Source organism: Methylobacterium sp. D48H, from assembly GCF_053345715.1.
Window position 1 is genome coordinate 1 of sequence record NZ_JBKFAP010000120.1, and the last position, 326, is coordinate 326.

A 326-nucleotide genomic window follows, 5' to 3' on the forward strand; every position below is an offset into this window, starting at 1 on the left:
CGGCGGGCGGCGGCCGCCTGGCCGGCGATCGCCGTGCAGGTCCCGACGAGGCCGGTGACGCGCCCCGCCGTGTCCCGGGCCGGCACCAGGGAGAGCGCGAAGCGCGCCGCGTCGGCACCGCCGTCGCCGTGGAGGAGGGGCTCACCCTCCGCCGTGTGGACCGGCCGGCCGGCATAGGCCCTGTCCACGAGGGACGCGAGACCGGCCCCGACCCCGCCCCAGACCGCGAGACAGTCCCGGCCGAGGGCCGCGGGATGCCGGTCGCCGAGGACCTCCGCGTAGAGATCGTTGTACAGGAGCCGCCGCTCGGGGCCCCAGAGGATGAA

1 protein-coding gene is annotated in these 326 nt (G+C 77.9%); it reads right to left on the reverse strand.

The features are described 5' to 3' along the window. Positions 1-326: PAS domain-containing protein (locus tag ACLBX8_RS31745; RefSeq protein ID WP_447716418.1), on the reverse strand; the 326-nt coding region annotated here is incomplete at both ends.